This window comes from Bacteroides sp. ET225 (assembly GCF_024733745.1).
Classification (GTDB): Bacteria; Bacteroidota; Bacteroidia; order Bacteroidales; family Bacteroidaceae; genus Phocaeicola; species Phocaeicola excrementipullorum.
In genome coordinates, this window is the sequence record NZ_JANRHN010000013.1 from 62,673 (window position 1) to 86,612 (window position 23,940).

The following is a 23,940-nucleotide window of genomic DNA, read 5'->3' on the forward strand; positions in this document are numbered from 1 at the left end:
ACACAGATTATGATTAGACCAGTACAGTTTGAAAGTCAAGACCGTCGCATGAAGCAGATTCTTGCTGCATTGAACGAAAACGGTATCAAAGACATTGAAGAAGCTAACGCAATCTGTGACGCGGCAGGACTTGACCCGTATCTGACTTGTCAGGAAACACAGGGCATCTGCTTCGAGAATGCAAAATGGGCTTACGTGGTAGGTTGCGCCATCGCGCTGAAGAAAGGCTGCAAGAACGCTGCTGACGCTGCCGAAGCTATCGGTATCGGCTTGCAGGCATTCTGCATCCCGGGTTCTGTGGCTGACGACCGTAAAGTTGGTTTGGGACACGGCAATCTGGCTGCCCGTCTGCTCCGCGAAGAAACCCAGTGCTTCGCCTTCTTGGCAGGCCACGAATCATTCGCTGCCGCTGAAGGTGCCATCAAGATCGCAGAAATGGCAAACAAAGTTCGCAAGAACCCTTTGCGCTGCATTCTGAACGGTCTGGGCAAAGATGCTGCCATGATCATTTCCCGCATCAACGGCTTCACTTATGTGCAGACTAAGTTCGACTACTTCACCGGCGAACTGAATATCGTGAAGGAAACTCCGTATTCAGACGGTCCGCGCGCTAAAGTAAAATGCTACGGCGCCGACGACGTTCGCGAAGGTGTAGCTATCATGTGGCACGAAAACGTAGACGTATCTATCACAGGTAACTCTACCAACCCGACACGCTTCCAGCATCCGGTTGCAGGTACCTATAAGAAAGAACGTGTACTTGCTGGCAAGCCTTACTTCTCAGTAGCATCAGGTGGCGGTACAGGACGTACACTTCACCCTGACAACATGGCTGCAGGTCCTGCTTCTTACGGTATGACCGACACCATGGGACGTATGCACTCAGACGCTCAGTTCGCAGGTTCTTCTTCAGTTCCCGCTCACGTAGAAATGATGGGATTCCTGGGTATCGGAAACAACCCGATGGTAGGATGTACTGTAGCTTGCGCCGTTAACGTAGCTCTGGCTCTGAACAAGTAATTCTGACTAATTAATCAGCATAATAAATCCCTGTAACTTCTAAAGGTTACGGGGATTTTTATTTCCGGCTGCCGAATAAGGATTCCAACAAGCGTTTGTATACATCACATATAGCCTTGCCGCCGACAGCACGCATAACGGCCTTAGTTTTTCACCCCCGGCAGCATAGTATCAGTTTTTGATAAGAAAGTAGAAGACAATCCAGGCACATTCGCCTAACTTTACCCACAAAACACTTAACCTTTATATCATGAGGAAACAAATCTTTTTCTGCGTGATGGCATGTGTGGCAGGATTGTCATGCTCATCACCCAAACAGGCAAACGACGGAAGCCCTTTCGTTTCAGTCAAAGACGGACAGTTTATCCGCCACAACCAACCGTATTATTATGTGGGAGCCAACTTCTGGTATGGCGCTATCCTTGGTTCTGAAGGAACAGGAGGAAACCGCATGCGCCTGACAGCCGAACTTGATTCGCTCAAGTCGATGGGCGTAGACAACCTGCGGATTCTGGTAGGATCTGACGGCAGACGCGGAGTGCCCGCCAAAGTAGAACCCACCCTGCAGACAGCTCCCGGCGTATACAACGACACCATTCTGGCCGGACTTGACTATCTGCTGGCAGAAATGCGCAAACGGGACATGCTGGCTGTGCTCTATCTCAACAACTCCTGGGAATGGAGCGGAGGATACGGACAATACCTGGAATGGGCAGGACACGGCAAGGCACCGGTTCCGGCAGTAGACGGATGGCCGGCATACATGGATTATGTGAAGCAGTTCCCGCGATCTGAAAAGGCAAAAAAACTGTTCGCCAATTATGTAAAAAACATCATCACACGTACCAACCGCTATACGGGAGTGAAATATACGGACGATCCCACCGTAATGTCGTGGCAAATAGGAAACGAGCCAAGAGCTTTCTCACCGGAAAACAAAGACGCTTTTGCGCAATGGATCGGAGAAACAGCTGCACTGATTGATTCGCTGGCACCCAATCAGCTCATTTCTACCGGAAGCGAAGGGAAACACGGATGCGAAGAAGATTTGCAACTGTTTGAGAAAATCCATGCCGACGGGCATGTTGACTACATGAACATCCACATCTGGCCATACAACTGGGGATGGGCCAAAGAAGACCGGCTGACAGAATGTCTTGACTCTGCCAGGAAAGAAACAAAAGCATACATCGATGAGCATCTCGCCATAGCACGCAAATACAGCAAGCCGATCGTCATCGAAGAGTTCGGATATCCCCGCGACGGCTTCCGCTTCAACAAAGAAGCATCAGTAACCGCACGTGACGACTACTACAGCTTCATCTTCAGTCTGGTAAGCGAAAATGCCCGCACCGGAGGACTTCTTGCGGGATGCAACTTCTGGGCGTGGGGAGGAAATGCAACATTGTCTGCCTCTCACTCGTTCTGGAAGCCGGGAGATGACTATACCGGCGACCCGGCGCAAGAAGCGCAAGGGCTAAATTCGGTATTCTCGTCCGACACTACTACAATCAGGCTGATCCGGCAGGCAAACGAGGCTGTCGGAAAGTGTTCCGGAGAAAAAGCCGACTGACAAAATGGACAGCATCACCCTCTCCTCTTTGATACATATCAAGAAATAAGGGGAGAATGCAAATTTTCTCTCCCTTTCTGATGACAATTCATAAAACGGCCTTATTTTTGTGCTGTAAAACATATAAACAAACACAAACAAAGCGTCCTTCACACAAGAAGGCAGCATTTTTAAGGATAACAAAACTAAACTTTAGGTATTATGAAAGAGGTAAAAAGTTTGCTCCGCACCATCAGAAAGAATTTGGAATGGAGCGCAAAAGCAATGTACGGTCAGTATGACAGAAGATAAGCTGACTTGAGCAAGAAAAAGAGAGAGGTTTTTTATAATCAGAAAGGGCCGCTCCGGACAAATGCCGGATGCGGCTCTTTTTTTATTATTCCCAATCGTCCGTACGGAAAGGTATCAGCGGAAGACCGCGCAGATTGGCTACATTTCCGGGAAAATAATCGCGGAATGCATATCTCACGGCAACAGGCTTCGCCACCTTGTCGCAAGTCACCTTAATCCGGTTCTTGCCGGCCACCTCTGCCCGGGCCGGATAGAACACACGGTCTTCGCCGGCCATCTCGAATCCTTCCATGCCTTTCAACCGGTTGAATCCGTTGTCCGCATGAACAAAATCGAGCATTGCCGCATTTCCTTCCACCGTCATCGACTTGCAGGCTGGGCTGTCGGCCTCGATTCCGCCTACATGATAAGTCTTCACCAAAGCCTGATACGCCAGGCGCTCTCCCACATGCTTCTTGTCTTTCGGGTGAATATTCCATGCCTCGTAAGGCTCTACCAAATCGTTTGTTGAAATCATCGCACTGTTCGGTATCAGCGACTGGGCTTTATACTGGGCTTCCCTCAACAGAGCCGATCCCGTCCCTTCGAAGCTTCCATACGGAGCCAGTTCCACAAAATAGAAAGGCAGTTCGCCAATCCCCCACTCCTTGCGCCAGAGGTCCACCATTGTTTTCAGACGCTCTCCGTAAGTTTTGTGGGAACCTACGTTCGATTCGCCCTGATACCACAGAAAACCTTTTATGGTATAGTTCTGAAGAGGTTTCAGCATACCGTTATACATCAATGTCGGACTCAGGTAATGCCACCAGTCGTGCGGTTCTTCCTTCCGGATATCGCGTTTAAGGTCTACATCGGGGTACTGCGAAACGATCTCGGCAGGAAGCCATCCTTCCACTTTAGAGCCTCCCCAACTGCAATTGATAATGCCGACCGGAACATCAAGCACCCGATTCATCATCCGCGCAAAAAAGAAAGCCGTAGCACTGAATCTCGGAGCATTTTCCGGACTGCTTACTTTCCAGACTCCCTTGCAGCGGTCGACCGGCTTCAACTGGCCGTTCTTCTCTACCGTAGCCACACGGATTCCTTTCCATTGCGACGAGGAGGCTATCACTTCGTTCGCTCCTTCGATGGGACAGTTGTCAAATCCCGCCAAAGGCATTTCCATATTGGACTGCCCGGAGCAGAACCACACTTCGCCGATCAGTATATTCTTCAGCACTACCGGTTCTCCGTCGGAAATCTCAATGGAACGCGCAGTATAATCCGCTGCAGGGGTAGCGACCGAAAGGATCCATCTGCCTTCTCCGTCGGCCTGCGCACGGTAAACCTTGTCGCTCCACGAAGGTTTCACCGTTATGCTCCCATTCGGAGCAGCCCAGCCCCACAAGCGCACGTCCGTCTGCTGCTGGAGCACCATGTTGTCACTCAAGATTTCAGGCAAAGTAACTTTTGCCTCCGCCGCACCCCAGCCACATGCCAGCAGCGCGACTGCAATCAGTTTCTTCATATTATATGTCAAAGTTTTTAATGGTATTGATAAAATCTCTTTTACGCAAATATAAAAATAAATTCTGCCGTCAGGCACATGTTTCCGAAAACATCGGAACACCCTCAGAAACTATTTCTGCAAGGATAACAGAAACGAAAAAAGGATGGCGGAACCTGCTTGACACGTCAACCCGCCATCCTTTTACTTTTCACTTGAAGTTATCTGAAATCCGGAAGCTCGTCACGCGAAACCACGTAATCCTGATTCATCGCGTCCTGCCACCATGCTTCATCGGCATGAAATGAGGTACTTTCCGCCGAATCGTACCACGGCATGAACCACAACCAGCGCGCTCCTGCATTCCACTGTTCGGAAAGCAGGCCGACAGTGGAATCGGTATATTCCGAATAACCGCATTCGCTCAACGTAATCATCTTGTTGCCGAAGTCATTGGTGAGGATCCGGTATTGTGCAGCGCAGTCGACAGCATCGTTTCCATACAGATCCCGCCCGATAATGTCCACGTACTCATCACCGGGATACCAGTCGGTGTCGTTGGTTTCACTGGTCCATACCCAAATCAAGTTATTCAAGCCTTGCGTTTCGAAATAGTCGAACATTTCTACCCAAAGTTTTTTGAAGCTGTCGGCGTTCTTTCCCCACCAGAACCATCCTCCTGCAGCTTCGTGCAGCGGACGCCAGATCACAGGAATGTTGGCATCGTGCAATAATCTCAGGTAACCGGCAATCTTTGCAAGGTCAGCATGCACGGTATTGTATTCCCAAGTACCTTCTGTAAAGGCGTTGTCAATGTTAAATGCAGTTTCGCTTAGGGTTGAAGTGTAGTTATTTGTATCAGTATCACCTTCAGCTTTTGGAACGTTCCAGTGCCACATGGCGAGCACGATGCCTCCGTTGTCCCACCAGCTTTTCACAGGAGTGATGTCGGAGTAGTCAATCCAATTGGACGGTGAAGCAGCTAAGTGCAGGTAGTCGAAACAGTTCATAGCCGGATATTGCCCGGTCCATTGGTACACTTGTTCGGCATCAGCAGTATTCCAGCTTCCGGTCTGTCCCGATACGCCGTCTACAGCCATTGTGGCGGAAAGGGTACGTGTCTCAAAGTTTTCCACCAAAAAGTCGTACACTTGTTGCGCTTCGGCGGTCAGCGAATTTACCGGTGTGGTATTAAGTCCGGTTGTGCTGAGTGTCAGGCTTACTTCAGGTGCTGGCATTTGGTTGGGGCCTGTTACCAGTCCTGCAGGAACGGTAAGCGTGTAAGTGGCTCCGCGGTTAGGACAGTTTGCCACGATGGTCAGTGTATTGCTTACTCCGATGACATCGGCACTTACTACCGTTCCATTATCGGATATGCTGATTTGGCTGGCATCTTCAGAAGCGAAATAGATGTTCTTGTCGTATTGCAGGGTGACGGTGACATTGCCTGTTTTTACGGTGCTTCCTGTTTCAGGGGTTGCCGAAACGAATACAGGAGCATCTACTTGGGCGATGTCGTGTTCTACGTCGGTGTCGCAGGCGGTTAATAAAAAGGCAGCCGCAGCGAAAGCATATAGTATATGTAGTTTTTTCATAATCGTCATTAGTTAAGTATGGTAACTGATTCGATGGTATAGTTCTTTCCTTTTATAATCAGTCCGCCTGACTGGATTTGGCTTAGAATATTTTCGGTTACGGTCATCGTAAACGAATCGCCTGAGAGTGCAAATCCATCGTAGGCAGGGTCAATAGAACTCCAACTGCTGTTCTGGAAAGCTCCTTGCGCATCTGCTCCGATATTGGAAATGTAGACGGTGATGATAGATCCTACGTGCGCGTCAGCGAAGAGTTCACTGCCTAATTGCACATAGCCTTCCCAATTGCCTGCGTTCACGGCAGGTCCGGCATAGATGACTACGGCTGCTCCGTCGGCGATGCTGATGGTGTAAGGCATTTCGCCATTCGAAGATACGAGCGTCAGTGTAGCCTCGCCGGATACGTCGGCAGGCAGTGAAATCAGAAGGCTTCCATCTCGTACAATATATTGTACGGTGTTTCCGTTCAGTTGTACAGAGGTTAGCTTGTCACTGTTTTCGATGCTTACTTCAAGCAGTGCGCCAGACTTGATGTCTTCTTCAGGCCATGAAGTGATGTAACAACATTGCGGCTTGGTCACATCCAAAGTCGGACAAGCGACGGTTTCCCCGTTTGTCATGGTGACGGTAACAGCGACTTCGCCTTCTGCAGTGGTAACAGGCACTTCTATATCAAGCGTTGCGCTTGGTGTAACCGCAACTGCTTCTCCATCGCCGAATGTAATGGAGGCAATCAGGTCAAGGTTGCTTCCGCTTAATGTTACGCTTTCACCTGCCGAAACAGTTGTTGGAGTATATCCGCTAACTACTGGTTTCAATGTCTCGATAGCTACGGCTACTTGCTTTCCGCTTCCGGTGTTCAGCATTAAGTTGCCGCTTTGTGCCATTTCGGGCATAACGACGGTTGCTTGTTCTTCGGTTTGCGAAGCCAAAGCTACTGGCTCGGCTACGTTGGGGAAAGTCACGTTGGCAATCAATTCCATATTCTTTCCGGTCAGGGTGAGAGTGCTTCCAGCACGGAGTCCGGTGGCAGGGATTGCCTGCACATCGGTCGGCACAGCCATTGTCAGATTGGCAACCGGCACTTCCACGCCTGATGCAGGAACCATCACCATTTCGCCATCGGTTGCATCGGCAGGGATTTCAAAGCGAAGTATTTCATCGTTTGTTACTACAAATTCTGCTTCACTTCCATTACTGGTCCGTACTTGCTTTACCAGATTCAAGTGTTGTCCTTGTATCTCTACCGTATTTCCCGGTTTGGCATTGTCCAGTTGGCTAACGTTATTAACCGAAGGCAGAATTACCGTCAGTTCTTCTTCCGAATAAATTTGGTTTGGAATCTCTGCCGTATCCGACAGGATGATGAGTCCGCTTTGAGCTTCTTCGGGCACGGTCAGCGTAATGCGTTGGCGGGTATGTTCAATAAAATCGGTATAATCCACTTCCACTTCATCAGCAAAAATCACTTTCTGCATCAGATTCAGGTAATCACCGGTGATAGTGATTGTTTCTCCTGGAAGTACATTAGTCGGGCTGAAACTTTCCAACGAAATAGGCTCTGTATATGTAATCTTGGTTTCGGTCTGTATATCTCCGGCAGGTGTTTTTAAGATAACATATCCTTCCTCTGCTTCTTGCGGAACGGTGACACGGATTTCACGGTCGCTGATGACCTGTATGTCGGTGATATCCGCACATCCGGGTATGGATATAGCAGTCACTTGATTCATGCCGCTACCGATGAAACGGAGTTCTCCTCCACGTGCTACCGGGCACGGGCCGAATACATTCAGGCTGATACCTCCTGTGAATTGGTTGGTATCTACATCGTCACCTTGGCAGGATGTGAAGGATATACCGCTTCCCGTAAGAAGCAACCCTGCCAGGCAAAGTGTTAAGATTCTATTTGTTTTCATTGTTGATACATATTAATAAGGTTAATACATAGGTACGATACGCACGTTGTCAATGCAGATAGTCGGGTTACATGCCGTACCGGTCACTCCTCCGCCATATACAAAGATAGTCAATCCTGTAATATCTGTTGAGGAAAGTGCGTTAATAGCTGTTCCGGATGAACCGAAACGGAATTCAGACAATGGAATGGTCACTGTAGTCCAGCCGTCGGTGGTGTAGCTTCCGGATGACTGCCACGGAATCCAAAGTGCGCGTGGGAAAGTTTCGTTCTGGAAGAAGCTGTTGTTTTGGTTCGAACCGCTTACTTCGCTGTTGGTTGTCAGCATGATTTGCATCGCGCAGGCACTCCAGGCATCTGGAATGTTGACTTCGAACTTGAATTGCAGGTTATCCAAATCATTGAATTCGGTCAACGTATTCAGGTAAGGAGTATCATCGTCTCCATTTGGCCAGTATTCGAAAGCGAAATGGCTGTCGTCCCACGTATTGTTGTCTAAGCTACCTTGGAAAATCAGGTAGTTATTGTCTATCGGGGTGACCTCTGTCAAGATACCGATGGTAGGTGCGTGCCAGCCGTTGTAGTTGTACAAGGCATCGTCGCCATCGTTGTCGAAGTCGAATAATATATTACTTTCCATATAACGGAAGGTAGACTGTCCAGTTCCGTAAATGGAGGTGGCATTGATATAGCCGGTCGATGCTCCTTGTGGAATCACGAAACTGACAGCATTTAAGCTGATGTTGGTGATTTCGGTTACAGGTACATTACCCATCGTAATGGTGAGCGGCACATTCGGGTCATCAATGAAATAGTTTCCGCTGATGGTGACTTCCGTTCCCGGAATAGCGTACTCGTTCGTCATCGCAGTGATTTGCGGTTCAGGCACTTGAATGTTGAAATCATATGCCACTGTATCTTTATCGAGATTGACCAAATACATCTTGTTGGTTACCACGCTGGGAATTCCTGAGGGAACATCTACGATAATCGTATGGTCGGTCATCAGGCTGGTGTTCAGAATGGCTTTCTGGTCGTTGAAGTATAGCTCATACACACTGCGCAGGTTGTCGCCCACAATACAGATGGTGTTCGACAAGTACGATCCTGTGATGAGAGAGTCTGCCACTTCCGGGTCGGGCAAGCGTACATAATGTACGGTAGGCAGCCCTTCGGCTATTTCGTATTTGTCCGGCTCATCTTCGCACGATGTCATCGCCACTCCTGTAAAGAGGATGGTCAATAGAGCCAGTTTTTTGACATATTTTGTTGTTTTCATTGTTTGATTCGTTTAAAAGGATTAATAACTGTATTCGCTGCGTACATCCACATGAATAGGGTCTTCCATCAAGTGCGGGTTGAACACTACGTCTTCGCTTGGGAACGGAAGGGTGAAGCTGGATACGGTTACATTGGGTTTCACTGCGTTCGGATTGTAGCGGTGTTCATTGGGATTGACGGTGAACGATCCTGTTTCGTAGTATTGTTCGTACAAGTCTGATAGGTTGTAGTACACGTCACGACGTTGGTTAGTCAGTTCATTGATGGCACGTTGTGGGTCGTAATAAGACAAACGTACAAAGTCATACCAACGGTCTCCTTCGCACGCCAATTCCAGACGGCGTTCCTTCCAGACATCTTCCCATGTAATGGATGACGGACGTTCGTAGGTGTTTACCGAACGGTGGCGCACTTGATAAAAGGCATCAATGGCGGATGCGTCGGTTGTAGAGCCGGCATTACCTATTACAGCTTCTGCATAGATAAGGTAGATGTCTGCCAAACGGAGCAGGTGTGTGCTGAGGCTGCTGCGTTGTTGCGCAGGCGATACGCCGGTTGCGGACACGTGATCGTAAGTATCTCCATACAGATTCTTTACCGAATTGGCTCCGGTAGGGCTTTGGTATTGTTGCGGACCTCCTGATGTAGGACTGAAGCAGAAGTCGATGTAGTTGAATCCTCCTTTGTCGGTCCAGAAATAGTCGTAGGTGTCGCCGCACATCATCATTGTAGCTTTGCGGCGTGCGTCTCCGTTATAACGTGTCGGACTGAGTGCGTTTTCGCCGAAAGCATCCTGCAGGTCTACCGAAGGACCATTATACCCGCCCCAACAATTGAACTCATCAAAGCCTACAATGGCAAGTTCGGCTTGCATTTGATTTTGGCAGGTCCATACATCCGAGGATACCCAGTGCCAAGAAAGCAAGCATTCTTCATTGAAGTTATTTGCCAAGCGGAAGATGTCTGAGTAATTTTCCAGCAGATGACGGCCGGAATTGTCGATGACATCCTTGGCGTATGCCGCTGCTTGGCGAAGGTCTTCTTCGTTGCGTGAACCATTCATACCATAACCGGATTTGGTCAGGTAGACCTTTGCCAATAATCCTTTGGCCGTGTATTGGTCAATGCGCCCTTCGGAGTTGGTAGGTGGAAGCAGTTCGATAGCTCTTTCCAACGTCATAATGATATATTCGTATACATCGGGCACTTGTACTTTGTATTTTTCGTTGTAGTTTCCTGCAGCTATGTCTTCCGAGTTGCTGTGCACGATGGGAACGGCACCGAAGATGCGTACCAAGTAGAAGTAAGCCATGGCCTTCCATACCAAACATTCACCAATGCACGTGTTGATGGTTTCGGGAGAAGCGTTGGCGGTGACAAGACGTTCGCGGATGGTATTGGCATACGCATTGACCGACCACAAGGAGTTCGACATATCTACCAGTTCTTGGTCGGTACCGTTCACGGTGAAAGTCAGATAAGGTGATGATCCCCAATAATAATTGCCCGAAAGCACCTCACCGATGCGGAAAAATCCACGTTGGAAATCGAACCAAGGAGAGTTGTAAAGTGGATTGACTCCTTGGATGCACTGTTCATCATTGGCGTAGAAATTGTCCACGTTGTAGGTATCTTCTGCCGGACGGTCTAAGAAGTCTTCACAAGAAGTCAGACCTGTCCCGAAAACTGCTGCCAGTGCCCAATATCTAAAAGTATTCAGTTTCATAATTATCGTCACATTAATAAGGTTAGAAAGAAATGTTCAATCCGAATGAATAAACTGTTGGCGAAGGATAACGTCCATTATCCAGACCGTACACGTTCATGCTGGCGGTACTTGCGCCGATTTCAGGATCGTAACCATCGTAACCGGTAATAGTCAGCAGGTTTTGGATATTGGCATAGATACGCAAGTTATCCAGTCCCCATTTGTTGATGAGCTTGCTGGGGAATGTATATCCCAATGTGATGTTTTTAAGTCGGATGTACGAACCGTCCTCAATGTAGCGGTCACTGATACGGTCGTTGTCGTTCGGATCTTGAATGGAAGCACGCGGAGTGTTTGTGCCGGGGTTCGACACACGTACGTTGGTTATGTCATCATACCAGTTCCATACGGTCACACCGTTCACGTTTACTCCTTGCGAGTAGTCTTTGCCCGGGTCGATGGCAACTATCTGTGCACGGTCGTTTACCGCATTCAGCTGATTTCGCCAAGGCGAGTTCATGTGGGTCAGTTGCATTGCCATGTAGTTGTATACCTTGTTGCCATACGAGCCATTCAAGAAGATGCTCAGGTCGAAATTCTTGTAACGGAAAGTGTTGGTCCATCCGAACGTGAACTTGGGCAGCGGCGACCCGATGTTGGTGCGGTCGTTTTCATCAATGACTCCATCACCGTTCAAATCTTTATACTTGATATCGCCTACCCATACGGTATTGGTGCGGTTGAACACGCCGTCAGCAGGATAGTGTGCAGGTTTTGGAGATGTTTGCAGATCGCGCAAGTCTTCGTACACGCCATCGCATACATAGCCGTAGAAATTATAGAGCGATTCACCCACTTCAGTTACACTCACCACATCGTTCCATTGTCCGTAGCCCACAATTTGCGCGTTGGCTGTGCCGTCCAAGGCGCGGAGTTTGTTCTTGTTGAACGAAATCTGGAAGTCAGAATCCCATTGGAATTCGCCGATGAGCGGATGGGTATTCAAAGTGATTTCCCAACCGGTATTTTCAATGTCGCCGTAATTACCCATTGGAGCGGCAAGTGCCGAAGAAACATTGCCCGATGTTCCCATATAGGACGGTAGCTGAAGAGACATCAACATGTCTTTTGATACTTTCTTATACCAGTCTACTACCAATCCAATACGGTCGTTGAAAAAGCCTAAGTCAAGTCCCACGTTTACTTGTTCCTGCGTTTCCCATTTTACGCCTAAGTTGGCGATGTTTGTCTGGCGGTATCCTAATCCCAATCCGGTAGGCATACGTGAGATGGATGCACCCCAGCGGTATCCGCCGATATTGGAGTTACCGGTTTGTCCCCAGCCAAGACGGAGCTTACCATTGTTGATAACGTTGCGGACAGGCTCGAAGAATGCTTCATTCGAGAAGCGCCAAGAGGCAGCTACAGCATGGAATCCAGCCCAACGGTTGTCGGGACCGAAGTTTGAAGAACCATCGTAGCGATAGGTATAAGTACCTAAGTAGCGGTCGTCGTAATTATAGGTCAGACGGGTAAAGAATGATGCCATCGACGAGCTTCCGAAACCAGAACTGATGGTCGGTGTTCCACTTCCTAAAGAAGGATTGTGTACAGCGTCCGAAGGCAAGTTGGTGTTTTCTACGCGTGTGTTGTCGTAGTTCGAAGCCCACATTTCCTGTCCTACCATTGCCGTAAATCCGTGCTTGTCTATCTGCCCTGTGTAGGTTACGTAGTTTTTCAATTGCCAAAAGGTGCTGTTATTCTTTGAGATAGAACTCATGTTGCTATCCCGCTGCCAGTTGCCTAAGTCTACTCGCGGCTGGTAGCGTTCACCTTTGTTATAACTGATGTCATAGCCGAACTCGGCGTGCCAGGTCAGATTTTTCATCAAAGTTACATCAGCAAAGATGCTTCCGGTCAACTTTTGACGGTAGAGCAGGATTTGGTCCATCATCGCCAAAGCGATGGGGTTGGGATTGGTATATCCTTCGCGCACTACCGATGAGTAGTTCCCGTCGATGTCGTAGATGGGGATGTCGGGCGGCGTGGTCAGAGAGTAGTTGATGATACCCTGGTCACTGTCTGCCAATTTCAAGTCGTCTTTGGTCGATGAATACGTGGCGTTCAAACCGATTTTCAACCACGGTTTCAGTTCGGCATCCAAGTTGGTACGAAATGAGTAACGGTTGAAGCTGGAGCCTATCAACGTACCGTCCTGGTCCATATAAGAACCCGACACATAATACTTCACTTTTTCGCTACCGCCTTGTGCCGACACCTGGTGTTGGTGTTGCAAGGCAGTACGGAAGATGGCATCCTGCCAGTTGGTTCCTACGCCTAAAAGTGACGGGTCACCGTAAATGCTGCTAGGTTCCAGTTCACCCACGTCCACGAAGTCGTTGTAGAAGCTGGCAAATTCGCGCAGGTTCATCATGTCCAGGCGTTTGGTCTGGCGTTGTACGGCTACCATCCCGTCATACGTAAATTTCGCCTCGCCTGTCTTACCACGTTTGGTGGTAATCAAGATAACGCCATTCGCACCTTGCGCACCATAGATGGCGGTAGCGGAAGCGTCTTTCAAGATTTCCATCGATACGATATCTTGCGGGTTGATGGTAGAAAGTGGGGAGATGGTTGATACAGAACCGTTGCCCAGTGCATCGCCCAGTCCGAAGTCGGAACCGCTTTGTCCGCCACCTTGTACAATGACACCATCGATCACATACAGCGGTTCAGCATTAGAGTTGATGGTTGCCTGACCGCGGACACGGATTGAGGAAGCCGAACCCGGAGCACCGGAAGTAGATACAGCGGCCACACCTGCCGCACGTCCCTGAAGCGACTGGTCAAGGTTTGTGATAATGGAGCCTTTGATAGCGTCTTCATCCATAGAAACAGAGGCTCCGGAAAGGTCGCTTTTCTTCATTGTACCATAACCGACAACCACCACTTCGTCAAGCATCTCAGAATCATCCTTCATGACAATATTGTAAGAAGTCTGATTCCCAACCTTGATTGTTTGTGTTGTATACCCGATAAACGAAACTTCAACGGTGGCACCGGGAGCCACGCTCAAAGAAAAATTACCGTCAAGATCAGTGATGACACCGTTGGTCGTCCCTTTCTCCACTACACTCGCACCGATAACCGCCTCACCGGCAGCATCGACAACTTTACCTGTAATCTGCTTTTTTGCCTGCTGCGCAATTTCAGCTTCCGCCGAAGATACAGCCCAAGCATGCGACGCGCCACCCAACAGGAAAGCTGTACAAGCTCCAGCCACCCAGACGCTTCTTTTTACATTTAGCTTCATACTGTGTTTTTGATATGATTAATATTACGTTTACTTGTAGGATAACATGTAAACAGGTTAATAAAGATTGTTTCTTTAAAATACCAGTCCTAAGGTTATCTTATTTTTACAAAGGCAAAAGTAGTAACATTTGCAATAGTGTTATGATACTTTATTATCCATATGTAACACTATCGAAACAACTGCCTTACCAGATATCAGAGGGATTCCTGATGCTGTTGGAAACCCTCTGCATTTCATCAGATTGACTTATCTCAAGAAAAGCGTTCGATGATTTCCATGCACATGCGCCCATTGTGATAAGGGCATTTCCAGAACCCGGCCTTGTCATCTTTCCGATTAACCGTTCCATCGGCATAGCGGCTCCAGTACCACTCTCCGCCTTCGCCGTCTATCAGGTTCTCTTTTATAAACTGCCAGCATTTCAATGCTTTACGCAAAGCGTCTTCGTCATGGAAATATTGATACAGATTGATATGCCCCACCACATTTTCTGCCTGAACCCACCAGTGAAGCTCGCGATCCACTTTCTGTTTGTCCACAAAATTCTCATAAATCATGCTGCCATCCCGGTTCAAGCCTTCATCGGCAGCCTGAGCGATCTTTACTATTACCGGTTCTATTTCTGCCAACAGCCCCTGATCGCCCAGCGCCAACGCCGCTTCATGGATCAGCCAAGAGGCTTCAATATCATGTCCGTAAGAGATTATATGATACTTATTTGACCAATCCTCTTCAAAAAAGAGATTCAAATGTCCGCTTTCCGCGTCAAGTATTCTGGTTACAAATACCTTGATCAGGTTGCGCAGCTGCTTTTCCAGACGTTCGTCTTTCCACACGCGATAAAGATTCGCATACGGCTCCAGAATATGAAGATGTGTATTCATCGTCTTCTTCTCGTTTTCATCCTTATCGCTCAATCTCATGTCCTGTATGGGCTGCCACTCGCGGGTCAATGCTTCTACATACCCGTTCTGCACCGGATCAAAACTGTATTTTTCAATCACCTCAAACAACCGGACCGCATATTCCAAAGCCTCGCGGTCACCGGTGGCGCGGGCATACTCACTCAGTCCGTAAATAGCAAAGCCCAAGGCATAAATCTGTTTCTTGGCATCCGAAGGTGTACCGTCGGCATTCAGCTCCCAGAATATGCCGCCATACTGCTTGTCATAAAAGAAATCCAGCAGATAACGCTTGGCGCGTGTAGCCGTTTCCAGATATTCCGGCTTCTTCAACAGGCGGAAAGCGGCTGAAAAGGTCCACAATATTCTGGCATTCAATATCGCTCCTTTGGGAGCATCCGGATGCAAGCAATTGTTTCCGTCAATGCGTCCGTAAAATCCGCCTTGCTCACGGTCGGTCATCCTATTCATCCAGAACGGTAAAATATCATTCACCAGTTCATCCTTCACTTCTTCACGAAGCGCCTCTAATTTCTTAATCATTTTTCATTGTACGCTTTAAGTTTAACGTTTCGATTATCTCTCTCATCTTTTGTTCGCCCAAGGGATAGCCTATCACGAACAGCATCGAAATGAATGCCGCAGCAGCAGGCAGCCAGCTTAAAAACATCTTTATACCTTGTATCGTTTCCGCGCTCTGAACGGCATTCGCCTGAAATCCGAAATAAGACAGCAGCCATCCCGTAACGGCCGTACCGATAGCCCAGCCGAACTTCTGGCTCATCGACGAGGCACTGAATATCAGACCTGTCGCGCGGTTTCCTGTATTCATCTCCGAATAATCGGCGCAATCGGCATACATCGACCACAACAAAGGGAAAATGCTTCCGGCACAGATACTGATAAGACACTGGAACACAAATATCAAAACCAAGTCATCCTTATCAAACCAATAGAAGACGACGCTCAACACCGTAGCCAGCAACATGGCAACGGCAAAAGTCTTCTTCTTTCCGATCCTGTTGCTTACGGGAGCAGCCAGCACAACGCCAACAATATTTGCCATCTGTCCGACCGACAGGAAAAGGCCGCTCAAGACAAACGACATTCCAAAGAGCGAAATGACATGAAAGTCTTCTTCCACAATAAAATACTTGAAATAATACACCGCAGCGCCGTCACGGATGGAATTGAACACCAGCGACGCTATGCCGGCGCCGAAAAGCACCCACCAGGGACGGTTGCGGAACAAGTCGCGCACATCCTCCTTCAGTGAACTTTTCACTTCCCTGATCGGTTTCACCCGTTCTTTCGTCCATGAAAAGCAGCCGAAGAAAAGCAACACACACATCGCCGCTATCACAACCACCGCCATCAGCCAGCCATACTGCTGGTCCGCCATATCGGAACTGTGCCCGCTGAAGGCGTTCGCCATCGGCATAAAGAGCAGAAGAGCGATGAAACTTCCCAGATAGGCAAACATCATGCGGAAAGTGGACAAGGTTCCGCGCTCCTTCGGATCAGGGCTCATCACGCCCAAAAGGGAAGCGTAAGGAACATTGATTCCCGAATAAACCATCATCATCAGCGAATAAGTAATATAGGCATACGCCAGCTTGCCCGCATCGCCAAACGGCGGCGTGTAAAAAGTAAGTACCCCAATCAAGCCGAAAGGAACGGCCAGGAACAGCAAATAAGGACGGAACTTGCCCCAACGACTGTCTGTTCTATCTGCAATAATACCTATTACCGGATCAAAAACCGAATCCCAAATTCTTGTGACTAAAAACATTGTTCCGACCATCGCGGCAGGAAGCCCGAATATGTCCGTATAAAAAATCATCAGATAGGCTCCAAACAACTTCCAGAACATGGAAGAAGCCATATCGCCTAATCCATAGCCTATTTTCTCTCTAAGTGTTATCATGGCAGTACTTACTTTTATTATTGTCATTTCATGATCGCCATATTGCGGTCAATCAATTTCTTCAAGGTTTCAACAGATGCCGACGTTGACAGTCCGTCCTCCGGAGTATTCATACAATAGTCAACCAGCTTATCAACAGTAGAAACGGCAACATGCATGCGCGTATCGGAAGATGCATAATAAATATACACCGTACCGTCCTCGTCTACTATCCAGCCGTTGGAGAACAACACATTTGAAACATCGCCCACACGCTCCTCTCCTTCCGGAGCCATAAAATAACCGCCCGGCGATGCAATCACTTGGGTGGGATCTTCAAGAGATGTCATATACATGTATAGCACATAGCGCAGCCCGGCAGCACATCCGCGGACACCGTGCGCCAGATGAAGCCACCCTTTCGGCGTTTTGATGGGATGCGGGCCTTCCCCGTTCTTCACCTCCTTTATGGTGTGATAATAGCGGCTTTCAATGATTTTCTCTTCCTTCACCTCCGCATGGGTGATATCCTCTACCAAGGCCCAGCCGATGCCTCCGCCGCTTCCGGCATCGATAAATCCGTCCTGCGGACGGGTATAGAACGCATACTTGCCGTCAACAAACTCCGGATGAAGCACCACATTGCGCTGCTGGCTTTTCGACTTCAAGTCGGGCAGACGCTCCCAGGTCTTCAGGTCTTTTGTGCGGGCAATGCCGGCCGTGGCCGTAGCAGACGACAAGTCACCCGCAGGCGCATTGCTGTCATGACGTTCCGCACAGAAAACGCCATAAATCCATCCGTCCTCATGAGCGGTCAGCCGCATGTCATAAATATTGGTAGCCGGCACCACATCATCCGGCATAGTGACCGGGTAGTCCCAGAAACGGAAATTGTCTACCCCGTTCGGGCTTTCCGCCACCGCAAAGAAAGATTTCCGGTCAACGCCCTCCACGCGCACAACCAACAGATATTTTCCATGCCATTTGATCGCGCCCGAATTCAGGACAGCGTTTACGCCAATGCGTTCCATCAAGTAGGGATTGGCCTTTTCGTCAAGATCATACCTCCAGAACACCGGCGCATGAGCGGCCGTCAACACCGGATATTTGTAACGCACATACACGCCGTTGGATTCCTCAACCGGCTCATTCTTCCGGGAAATCAACGCTTCGTGCTTGGCAAACAAAGCCTTTACTTTCTCATCAAAGTTGTTCATAGTCATAACTCTTCGTTTTCATTAGTATTGTTGAAATTAATTTTATTGAAATCGTTCAGGAAAAGCGTTTTCGGACTCTCATAGAACTTCACGAAGTCAGCTTCCGAAGCATGCCCCGGGTAAGGAGCGTAAAAATGATTTTCACGCTCGCGGGCATTGCGCCAGAACAGCACGTAACTTACCGGATACTTCTCTGCCAAAGGCAGCAAAGTCTGTGTCCACCATACCGAATCGGGAATGGTTTCATAACCGGTTTCGGTGACTGCCATCGGCTTCTGATGGCTCACGCTCACCTGCTGCATCACACGCAGCACGCCGTTCATGCTCTTGAGATAGGCGTCACGGTCGAACTGATAACCGTCCACCCCGATCAGATCAATGATGCTGTCGCCCGGATAACGTTCCAGATATGCCGCAGAATCCTGAGGCTCCGTACCCGGAGAATAAGCATAGAGCAACTGGCTGGCTCCCTTTTCCTGCATACGGCTATATGTCATTTCCCAAAGACGCTTATATTCATCGGCCGAGCACAAGTTCTGCCCCCACCAGAACCAGCTTCCGGTATGCTCGTGCCACGGACGGAACAATACGGGAACTTTCACTCCATCTGCCGTCCGGATTGAATTGAAGAAATCGGCAACCGCATCCAGCCATCCCATGAATTTCTCATGATTCGCCCCTCCGGGCAACACCGACTTCACGACCGTGGAGTCAGACACGTCCCACGAATCCTTCCCTGTGAGCGGATTGTCCGCATGCCAACTGAAAGAAACGATTCCGCCCCGCTCATATTGAGCCACCGTTTCCTTGCGGATCCGGTCAAACGGCACTTTGTCGAGGTTCATCTCACCTCCCAGCTCAATACGCCCCAGATCGAACGACATCACGGCCGGATAATCGCCGCACACGCTCTTTATGTCGCTGCGTGCTGAATCGCCCTCCCATCCGATGCCATACACCGGGTCATCGTGGTGACCGACCATAAAGCCGAACTTCGGCACATTCTTCAACTGCGCTTCAAGAAATCTCGCTTCCGGCGTTTTGCTGTTGTCCGTCACAGCAGGCTCTGTCGAGCAAGAGGCGAATGCCGCCAACATCACCGCCCCTGTCATAACCTTCAAGTTCATACTACTTAACTAATAGGATTCAGTAATCTGTTTTCGTTGTCTTTTCGTAAGTGCAAAATTAGGCGAGTCGGCGCAAAAAGAACAATACTATTTTAGCCAAAAGCAATACAAGAAATAAAAAGCGGAAAAACGCTGCCGCACATACGCCAATGCGCACCCATCCTTCCGGCAAACCGGAAGCTGCAAGGGAAAAAGGCAGAAACAAGCCGGCAAAAACTCCGTTCCACAGCGTGGTTTATATAATCCACAGCGTGAAACATACATTCCACAATGCGGTTTATACAATCCACAACGTGGAATACAGAATCCGACGGCATCATCCTGACTTTTCCGCACGGAAAGCCGGCTTTTGTTCCCTGAGCGAACGGAGCAGAAGCCGGCTGCAAACAAAAGACAAACGGTCAGATGAGCACCCGTTTCTTCCGGTAATTCTCACGGAACTCTTTCGGCGAGCAGGATTTCTTCTTCCGGAATATCCGGTTGAAATTCGACAGGTTGTTGAATCCGCACTCATAGCAGATTTCGGCTATCGACATGGTAGAATCCACCAGCAGCCTTACAGCATATCCCAGACGGATGTCAATGATATAGTCCGACAGGCTTTTCCCTGTGCGCAACTTGAAGAAACGGCTGAAAGCCACCCCTGTCATCCCCACCATCTCGGCAAGCTGGTTGAGCCGCACCTCCTCCTGATAGTGTTCGCTGATATAATGCTGCACTTTCTGAATCCTCCGGCTGTTGGACTGCACCTCGATTTTCGCGAATGAAGAGCTTGAGAGCGTGCGTGCCTGGTCTACGAAGAAAGACAGTTCATACAGCAGCGAAAGGAAGCTCAGCACCGCATAGAAGCCCTTCTTCTCCGAGAGGGTGTCTATCTGCGAATAAATCTTCATGATAGCAGAAATGGGAAAACAAAGGCCGTTCTTCGCCCTGTTCAGCATTTCCTTCACCCGGTCAAACTGGTTGGTATTGATCAGGCTGTCAAAGAAATGGGACGAGAACTGTATCGTCACCTCGCGGATGTCCGGAGAATGGCAGTCGCCCTGCTCCCAGCAATGCTCAAGATCAGAACTCGTTATCAGCACCAGATCATAGTCGGAAGTGGATTCAACGGAATCTCCCACAATCCGTTTCAGGCCCTTGCCGTGCTCGACGAAGTTAAGCTCAAATTCCTTGTGGCAATGTATCGGATAGGTGAATTCCGTCTTCCTTCTGTCTGCAATATAAAAGCAGTCCTTGTCTGAAAGAGGAGTTATTTCACGGATGATATGCGAATCGTCAAGTTTGTCCATAGCAATATCTTTTTTAACAAAGCGTTTCTCAAAGCAAAATTAAAAAGTTTCCGGCAAGCCGCAAATATTTCATGAGGAATTGATAAAAAAATACCAGTCAGTCACATGCAAAACGCTTATTTTTGCACTTGTAATAATCATCTAATATCATCAATGCACATGAGAAGAAAAATGTATTTGCTCACAGGACTGGGCCTGCTGTCCATGGCTCTTTCGGCCGAAAACATCTGCGTTTCCACGCCGAATACTTCGCTCGTGATAAACGCATCCGAAGGACAGGAACTGAAATTCATCTATTACGGTGAAAAACTATCTGAAGATGACCTGAAGAATATCAGCAGTTCGGGCCTGCCGCAGTTTCCGGCATATCCCGTATACGGAATGAACTGCCCCGGCGAAGCGGCACTGGCCGTGAAACATGCCGACGGAAACATGTCGCTCCAGATGGAAGTGGAAAAAACGGCTTCACGGACCGAAAACAATGCGGTCATTACAACCATAACCATGAAAGACAAGGTGTATCCTTTCTACATCGATGTCTGCTACAAAGCTTATCAGGATGCCGATGTCATTGAAACATGGACCGAAATCAGCCACGGAGAAAAAAAGCCGGTGGCACTGAACCAGTTCGCTTCGGCCTACCTGCCCATCCGCAGAGGAAACGTATGGCTCTCGTCGCTTTATGGCTCGTGGGCAAACGAAGGGCGTCTGGCACAAGAAGCGCTCGAACCGGGCATGAAGGTCATCAAGAACAAGGACGGGGTGCGCAACTCGCATACGGCCCACGCTGAAGTGATGTTCTCGCTCGACGGACAACCGCAGGAAAACTCAGGCAACGTAATCGGTGCCGCGCTCTGCTATACGGGCAACTACAAGCTGAGAATTGACACGGACGACAGCGAATACCATCAGTTCTATGCCGGAATCAACGAAGAGAACTCGGCCTATACACTGGAAAAAGAAGAAACGTTCCGCACTCCGGAACTGGCCCTCACCTACAGCAAAGAGGGACTGAGCGGAGCCAGCCGCAATTTCCACCGCTGGGCACGGCTCCACAAGCTGGCGCACGGAAACCAGCTTCGCAAAATCCTGCTCAACAGCTGGGAAGGCGTGTATTTCAACATCAACCAGAAAGGCATGGACCAGATGATGGCCGATATCGCCTCGATGGGAGGAGAACTGTTTGTCATGGACGACGGATGGTTCGGCGACAAGTACAAGCGAAACAGCGACAACTCGTCCTTGGGCGACTGGGTGACAGACACGACCAAACTTCCGAAAGGTATCGGGGGACTGCTGGCCGACGCCAGGAAAAACGGAGTGAAGTTCGGCATCTGGATCGAGCCGGAAATGGCAAACACCACCAGCGAACTCTATGAAAAGCATCCGGAATGGATTCTGAAGGCTCCCCAGCGTGATCCGGTGCTGGGACGCGGAGGAACGCAGGTCGTGCTCGATCTGGGCAATCCGGAGGTGCAGGATTTCGTGTTTGGAGTTGTAGACAATCTGATGACAGAATACCCCGAAATAGACTACATCAAATGGGATGCGAACATGGGCATCATGAACCACGGCTCGAATTTCCTGAACAAAGACAAACAGAGCCACATGTACATCGAATACCATCGCGGTCTTGAGAAAATCTGCCAGCGCATCCGGACCAAATATCCGGATCTGACCATTCAGGCCTGTGCCAGCGGAGGCGGACGCGCAAACTACGGCTATCTTCCTTACTTCGACGAGTTTTGGGTGAGCGACAACACCGATGCCTTGCAAAGGATCTACATGCAGTGGGGAACGTCTTACTTCTTCCCGGCCATCGCAATGGCTTCGCACATCAGCGCTGCTCCGAATCATCAGACATTCCGGACCATTCCGCTGAAATACCGCATCGATGTGGCCATGAGCGGACGCCTGGGAATGGAAATCCAGCCGAAGAACATGACCGATGAAGAAAAAGAACTCTGCCGCAAAGCAATCGCAGACTACAAGACCATCCGACCGATTGTGCAGTTCGGCGACATCTATCGCCTGATTTCTCCTTACGACCGACTGGGTGTGGCTTCACTGATGTACACTTCACCGGAAAAAGACAAAGCGGCATTCTACTGGTGGAAAACGGAAACATTTGTCAACCAGCACATACCGCGTGTCAAGATGGCGGGACTGAACCCGGAGAAACGCTATCGCATCCACGAATTGAACCGGATCGACAACACCCCGCTTGCGTTCGAAGGAAAGACATTCAGCGGAGCGTTTCTGATGAACAACGGCCTGGAAATCCCATACAGGCACAACGTTGACTATCATAAGCAAAACGACTACGCCAGCCGCGTGCTCTATCTGGAAGCTGTGAACTGAAAAAAGAGAGATGCTGAGAGAGGCTGCGCCAGAAATGAAAGTTGGTTTTCATGTTGGCGCAGCCTCTCTGCAACAAACAGACGTAAACGCATACGGCTCAAGATGCCATCACCACTTCACCGCCTCATTCAGGATATTTCCATCAGCAGCATCCTCGGCCGCAAACGTATGAGCCTTGTACTGCACACACAACATGACCAGCGGCTTTGTTCCATTGTTGCGGACAGAACGTCTGCCTTCGGGAGATACACGGACCACCGTACCTTCTTCTACAGGAAACACTTTGCCATCCACCTGAAACTCTCCCTTTCCGCTCAGAAAGAAGTACAACTCCTCGTGATTCTTGTGCGTATGCAAAAAGCCGGTTTCCGTTCCCGGACGGAATGACTGGAACGAAAATTCGCTTCCTGTAGCCTGCAGAGAAGATCCCCCAAACACTTTACCCGGAATCTTCACGTCCGGACCCAGCTGCAATTCATAATCACCCAATTCGTTCATTTTGCCGACACTTATAGCCGCAAAATTCTTGGCCTCAGCCACTTTCTCGATCTGTTTCATAACCTGCTTCTGTTTTATGTTTCTACAGAACAAATATAGAAGCATTTTTCAGCGCATACAATAAGGCACCTGCACCACAATCAGTTACCTGAATGAAACTATTGTTGAATATGAAAGACTTCCATTTTCAACTTTAACTATTTTTCATACAGCATAATGAACCAGCGCCGCCTCCAAAAGAACACCTTCCCCCGCAAAGTCCAAAGCACATCCCCATCCGCCAAAGCTATCCGTCCGTCCAGCATCCCACACAACGAACGCAAAAAGGCACGGAAACGCAGAGAACAATAAACCTCCGTGCTTCCGTGCCTTGGCGTTTGATTTACATTTCAACCTCTGCACCCAAAGGCAGAAGCTGTCCATTACATATCATGCAGACTGATCCG

The 23,940-nt window shown here is 49.0% G+C and carries 15 protein-coding genes; 3 read left to right on the top strand and 12 right to left on the bottom strand.

From position 1 onward, the window contains the following. Window positions 1-9: 9 nt before the first annotated feature. Window positions 10-1,020 (top strand): GGGtGRT protein, encoded by a 1,011-nt coding sequence (locus NW212_RS07585; protein ID WP_258338046.1) that lies wholly within the window; start codon window positions 10-12, stop codon window positions 1,018-1,020. Window positions 1,021-1,270: 250 nt separating this feature from the next. Beyond that, entirely contained in the window at window positions 1,271-2,593 is a 1,323-nt protein-coding gene (locus NW212_RS07590) for a beta-mannosidase (RefSeq protein WP_375337967.1), read from the top strand. Window positions 2,594-2,969: 376 nt separating this feature from the next. On the opposite strand, the gene NW212_RS07595 is transcribed toward NW212_RS07590, so the two are convergent. The 11 genes from NW212_RS07595 to NW212_RS07645 form a co-directional block, all read right to left on the bottom strand. Further along, the gene (locus NW212_RS07595) at window positions 2,970-4,394 is read right to left on the bottom strand and encodes a sialate O-acetylesterase (RefSeq protein ID WP_258338047.1); all 1,425 of its coding nucleotides are present in this window, start codon (window positions 4,392-4,394) and stop codon (window positions 2,970-2,972) included. A 200-nt stretch (window positions 4,395-4,594) separates the two neighbouring features. Continuing rightward, window positions 4,595-5,968, bottom strand: coding sequence for a glycosyl hydrolase (locus NW212_RS07600; RefSeq protein WP_258338048.1), 1,374 nt, complete (start codon window positions 5,966-5,968; stop codon window positions 4,595-4,597). 8 nt (window positions 5,969-5,976) lie between these two features. Beyond that, a complete protein-coding gene (locus NW212_RS07605) occupies window positions 5,977-7,887 on the bottom strand; it encodes a DUF4426 domain-containing protein (RefSeq protein ID WP_258338049.1) in 1,911 nt (636 codons plus the stop codon). A 21-nt stretch (window positions 7,888-7,908) separates the two neighbouring features. Beyond that, on the bottom strand, window positions 7,909-9,165 hold the full coding sequence (locus NW212_RS07610) for a glycan-binding surface protein (RefSeq protein ID WP_258338050.1): 1,257 nt from the start codon (window positions 9,163-9,165) through the stop codon (window positions 7,909-7,911). A gap of 21 nt (window positions 9,166-9,186) precedes the next feature. Beyond that, window positions 9,187-10,893 (bottom strand): RagB/SusD family nutrient uptake outer membrane protein, encoded by a 1,707-nt coding sequence (locus NW212_RS07615; RefSeq protein WP_258338051.1) that lies wholly within the window; start codon window positions 10,891-10,893, stop codon window positions 9,187-9,189. A gap of 22 nt (window positions 10,894-10,915) precedes the next feature. Further along, the gene (locus NW212_RS07620; protein WP_258338052.1) at window positions 10,916-14,188 is read right to left on the bottom strand and encodes a TonB-dependent receptor; all 3,273 of its coding nucleotides are present in this window, start codon (window positions 14,186-14,188) and stop codon (window positions 10,916-10,918) included. A gap of 254 nt (window positions 14,189-14,442) precedes the next feature. After that, a complete protein-coding gene (locus tag NW212_RS07625) occupies window positions 14,443-15,636 on the bottom strand; it encodes an AGE family epimerase/isomerase (RefSeq protein ID WP_258338053.1) in 1,194 nt (397 codons plus the stop codon). Continuing rightward, a complete protein-coding gene (locus tag NW212_RS07630) occupies window positions 15,629-17,020 on the bottom strand; it encodes an MFS transporter (protein WP_258338054.1) in 1,392 nt (463 codons plus the stop codon). The genes NW212_RS07625 and NW212_RS07630 overlap by 8 nt, the downstream gene beginning before the upstream one ends. A gap of 23 nt (window positions 17,021-17,043) precedes the next feature. Further along, complete coding sequence (locus NW212_RS07635) at window positions 17,044-18,216, bottom strand: glycoside hydrolase family 130 protein (RefSeq protein WP_258338061.1); 1,173 nt, start codon at window positions 18,214-18,216, stop codon at window positions 17,044-17,046. 2 nt (window positions 18,217-18,218) lie between these two features. Beyond that, window positions 18,219-19,343: a glycoside hydrolase family 26 protein gene (locus NW212_RS07640; RefSeq protein WP_375337968.1), complete on the bottom strand. Its 1,125-nt coding sequence runs from the start codon at window positions 19,341-19,343 to the stop codon at window positions 18,219-18,221. A gap of 401 nt (window positions 19,344-19,744) precedes the next feature. Further along, window positions 19,745-20,635: an AraC family transcriptional regulator gene (locus tag NW212_RS07645; RefSeq protein WP_258338055.1), complete on the bottom strand. Its 891-nt coding sequence runs from the start codon at window positions 20,633-20,635 to the stop codon at window positions 19,745-19,747. A 204-nt stretch (window positions 20,636-20,839) separates the two neighbouring features. Here NW212_RS07645 and NW212_RS07650 point away from each other — a divergent pair, with 204 nt between their 5' ends. Then, complete coding sequence (locus NW212_RS07650) at window positions 20,840-22,996, top strand: alpha-galactosidase (protein WP_375337969.1); 2,157 nt, start codon at window positions 20,840-20,842, stop codon at window positions 22,994-22,996. A gap of 108 nt (window positions 22,997-23,104) precedes the next feature. Here the strand turns inward: NW212_RS07650 and NW212_RS07655 are convergent, their stop codons facing one another. Then, window positions 23,105-23,554: a cupin domain-containing protein gene (locus NW212_RS07655; RefSeq protein ID WP_258338057.1), complete on the bottom strand. Its 450-nt coding sequence runs from the start codon at window positions 23,552-23,554 to the stop codon at window positions 23,105-23,107. Between the last annotated feature and the right edge of the window lie 386 nt (window positions 23,555-23,940).

Coding starts and splice junctions, on each gene's coding strand:
- NW212_RS07630 (WP_258338054.1), bottom strand. CDS start 17,020: ATGATAACACTTAGAGAGAAAATAGGCTATGGATTAGGCGATATGGCT.
- NW212_RS07605 (WP_258338049.1), bottom strand. CDS start 7,887: ATGAAAACAAATAGAATCTTAACACTTTGCCTGGCAGGGTTGCTTCTT.
- NW212_RS07645 (WP_258338055.1), bottom strand. CDS start 20,635: ATGGACAAACTTGACGATTCGCATATCATCCGTGAAATAACTCCTCTT.
- NW212_RS07615 (WP_258338051.1), bottom strand. CDS start 10,893: ATGAAACTGAATACTTTTAGATATTGGGCACTGGCAGCAGTTTTCGGG.
- NW212_RS07635 (WP_258338061.1), bottom strand. CDS start 18,216: ATGAACAACTTTGATGAGAAAGTAAAGGCTTTGTTTGCCAAGCACGAA.
- NW212_RS07640 (WP_375337968.1), bottom strand. CDS start 19,343: ATGAACTTGAAGGTTATGACAGGGGCGGTGATGTTGGCGGCATTCGCC.
- NW212_RS07655 (WP_258338057.1), bottom strand. CDS start 23,554: ATGAAACAGATCGAGAAAGTGGCTGAGGCCAAGAATTTTGCGGCTATA.
- NW212_RS07620 (WP_258338052.1), bottom strand. CDS start 14,188: ATGAAGCTAAATGTAAAAAGAAGCGTCTGGGTGGCTGGAGCTTGTACA.
- NW212_RS07610 (WP_258338050.1), bottom strand. CDS start 9,165: ATGAAAACAACAAAATATGTCAAAAAACTGGCTCTATTGACCATCCTC.
- NW212_RS07625 (WP_258338053.1), bottom strand. CDS start 15,636: ATGATTAAGAAATTAGAGGCGCTTCGTGAAGAAGTGAAGGATGAACTG.
- NW212_RS07585 (WP_258338046.1), top strand. CDS start 10: ATGATTAGACCAGTACAGTTTGAAAGTCAAGACCGTCGCATGAAGCAG.
- NW212_RS07595 (WP_258338047.1), bottom strand. CDS start 4,394: ATGAAGAAACTGATTGCAGTCGCGCTGCTGGCATGTGGCTGGGGTGCG.
- NW212_RS07600 (WP_258338048.1), bottom strand. CDS start 5,968: ATGAAAAAACTACATATACTATATGCTTTCGCTGCGGCTGCCTTTTTA.
- NW212_RS07650 (WP_375337969.1), top strand. CDS start 20,840: ATGGCTCTTTCGGCCGAAAACATCTGCGTTTCCACGCCGAATACTTCG.
- NW212_RS07590 (WP_375337967.1), top strand. CDS start 1,271: ATGAGGAAACAAATCTTTTTCTGCGTGATGGCATGTGTGGCAGGATTG.